Below are 2,837 nucleotides of genomic sequence, written 5' to 3'. Positions count from 1 at the left end.
TGTCAAAGAGGTGTCGATACCAAAATAAATATTAGCCAAGACAAGTAGCCACATCGGAATAAGCATGCTCACAGGCACTTCCTTGATCTTCGTAGCGTCAGCGTCTTCACTAGGCTCCTTAAAATAAGCCGCCTCGATTACCTTACCTATGTATACCACTGCGAATAAAGAGGCAACGAGCACTAAGAATGCAACAAGCCAATTGCCTTGTTCAAGCGCAGCAGTCACTAAGTACCACTTGCTAATGAAGCCTACTGTTAGAGGTACACCAATAATACTTAAGCCTGCGATCGTAAATGCACTCATAGTCCAGGGCATGCGACGACCTAAACCTTGGAACGCTGTGATCTGCACAGAGCCCATGCGATAAAAGACAGCACCCACCGCCATAAACAAGGCTGCTTTCATTAATGCATGGTTAAAGATATGAAGAAGGGAAGCGGTCAAGCCTGTCAGAGAAACCAACGAGACGCCGAGAATAATGTAGCCCACTTGCGCAACACTACTATATGCTAGCAATGTTTTTATATTACTTTGTGTGGTCGCGACGAAAGAACATTGAAAAATACCGGCTAACGCAAGAACCAAAACAATGATCTCCATGTTCATTTGTTCAAATACGTAACCCGCACCAAAAATAGTAAAGACAAATCGCAACATGACATAAATCGCGACTTTAGTAGCCGTGCCTGCCAAGAATGCCGTTACAGCTGACGGTGCAAACGAATACGCAGCAGGAAGCCACATATGCAGAGGAAATAGTGCGAGCTTAATACTCACGCCAACCATGATGAACGCAAGGCCCGTATTGATTGTTCGGTGACTTTCAACCGCCTGAATCCTCTCGGCAAGGTCAAGCATATTGAGTGTGCCGGTCTTCATATAGAGCATTCCGACACCGATCAATATAAAGGTTGCACCGATTGTGCCCATGACTAAATAGCGGAATGCAGCCGTTAAGCAACGCCTGTCGGCGGCCAAACTAACTAGGGTGTAGGTAGCAAGAGAAGAAATTTCTAAAAAGACGAATAAGTTAAATGCATCGCCAGTAATTAGGATTCCTGAGAGTCCAGCAAGACACAACAAATAAGCGCTGTAAAACAGAGGTAATTGCTTGTGAGCAACTTCACTAGCAATGCTCTCTTTTGCGAAGAGTAATACAAGTGTGGCGATCACACTAACCGTTAGCAATACAAATGCGTTGGCCGAATCAACACGCATTTCAATACCCCAAGGTGGCTCCCAACCGCCGAGTGCGTATCGAAGCGCGCCTCCATCCATTGTCGCGGACACTAGACCGAAAGAGATATAAACGCATGCACCGACGAAAAGAGTAGAAAGTAACCAGGCCGCTCGCGGTTTATTTATTAATACGACCAGTGGCGCAGCGATTAACGGCAACAATACAGGTAGAACCGCTAAGTGTTGTTCAAACATTAGATAACATCTTCCTTGTTCTGGAACTCATTTTCTTCAATCGTTCCGTAAGCGCTTTTTATTCTAAGGACTAATGACAAACCCACGGCTGTTGTGGCTACACCTACGACAATTGCCGTCAAGATCAATACGTGAGGGAGAGGATTGGAATATTGCGTCACACCTTCCGCTAAGATTGGAGCCGTGCCACCAACAACCTTTCCCATGGTGATGTACATTAAAAATACAGCGCTCTGAAAAATATTCAGGCCAACCACTTTCTTAACGAGGTTATTAGCTGTGATAACGATATACAGACCGATCATCATCAAAATAACAACGACCCAATGATTGAAGTGTTCGAAGATTAAGCTCATTGAACATTTGCCTTTTCAACTTGGCCTGCAAAGGCGTAGAAAATCCCAAGCATGACAGAGAAAACAGTAATACCAACACCGAGTTCGATAATGATTATGCCGTAATGCTGACCATCTACTGGGTCCGCTGCGAGCACGTTGTAGTCTAAAAAATTTGCACCGTTCAACATGCTCACAAGACCAACAGATGCGTATAGCAAAACGCCCACTGGAGCTAGATACTTAACAAATCGTGGACTTACAACTCCAACGGCTTTTCTTAAGCTAAAGGTGAGGGCGTAAAGAATAAATGCTGCAGCAGCGATAACTCCTGCCTGAAATCCACCGCCTGGACCAAAGTCACCATGAAATTGAACGTAGAGGGCAAACAAGATGATTAGGGGAATAGAGATTTTCGCAACCACGCGTAGCACTTTATGCTGGGTAAGGCCTTGTTCTTGCGCAAGGAGTTCCGTTGGTTTCCCGCGCACACCTAATAAACTGAATACGCCAATCGCCGCTGCAAATACAACAACTGTCTCGCCAAAGGTGTCAAAGCCACGATAACTAGCTAGGACCGAGGTCACCATATTAGGAAGACCAATCTCTGTCGGTGATGTCTCAATGTAGCGCGGCGCAACGTGCTCATGCACAGGGTTATCTGCTAAACCAAAGAGGGGCATATCAAACGTCCCGTATATCAGCGCACCACCAGTTAAAAGAACGATTAAGGTCGCAAAGGTATGACTATGTAAACTGAGTTTTTCTTTACGGCCCGTAATAGCAATCGTACTTAGCATTAATACGGTAGAGATACCCGCGCCAACGGACGCTTCAGTAAACGCAACATCAACGGCATCAAGAGTTACAAACAAGGCCGCACATAGAAAACTGTATATACCAAAGAGCATCACGACAGAAAACAAATCTTTAATATAGATGATGCGAAATGCGGTGATCACGAGCATCGCGAGAAGAATGAGGTCTATTAAAATAGTCATTAGCTCACTCCGTCCTTGGCCTTTTCTTGGCACTCAGGAATAGTTAGCAAACCACCATGGCGCG

3 protein-coding genes are annotated in these 2,837 nt (G+C 45.2%); all 3 read right to left on the bottom strand.

Annotation, left to right across the window (positions count from 1 at the left end):
• Nucleotides 1–1,437 (bottom strand): monovalent cation/H+ antiporter subunit D family protein (locus A3738_RS27670; RefSeq protein ID WP_068763996.1); only part of this gene is annotated, 1,437 nt, incomplete at its 3' end.
• On the bottom strand, nucleotides 1,437–1,793 hold the full coding sequence (locus A3738_RS27665; RefSeq protein ID WP_068473104.1) for a cation:proton antiporter subunit C: 357 nt from the start codon (nucleotides 1,791–1,793) through the stop codon (nucleotides 1,437–1,439). The genes A3738_RS27665 and A3738_RS27670, both read right to left, overlap by 1 nt.
• On the bottom strand, nucleotides 1,790–2,773 hold the full coding sequence (locus A3738_RS27660) for a DUF4040 domain-containing protein (protein ID WP_082878464.1): 984 nt from the start codon (nucleotides 2,771–2,773) through the stop codon (nucleotides 1,790–1,792). Before A3738_RS27660 ends, A3738_RS27665 begins: the two co-directional genes overlap by 4 nt.
• Nucleotides 2,774–2,837: the final 64 nt, after the last annotated feature.

It is taken from the genome of Oleiphilus sp. HI0066 (assembly GCF_001635725.1).
The sequence above is the reverse complement of the archived record's forward strand: the minus strand, read 5'-3'. Positions and strand labels throughout refer to the sequence as shown.

Coding starts and splice junctions, on each gene's coding strand:
- A3738_RS27660 (WP_082878464.1), bottom strand. CDS start 2,773: ATGACTATTTTAATAGACCTCATTCTTCTCGCGATGCTCGTGATCACC.
- A3738_RS27665 (WP_068473104.1), bottom strand. CDS start 1,793: ATGAGCTTAATCTTCGAACACTTCAATCATTGGGTCGTTGTTATTTTG.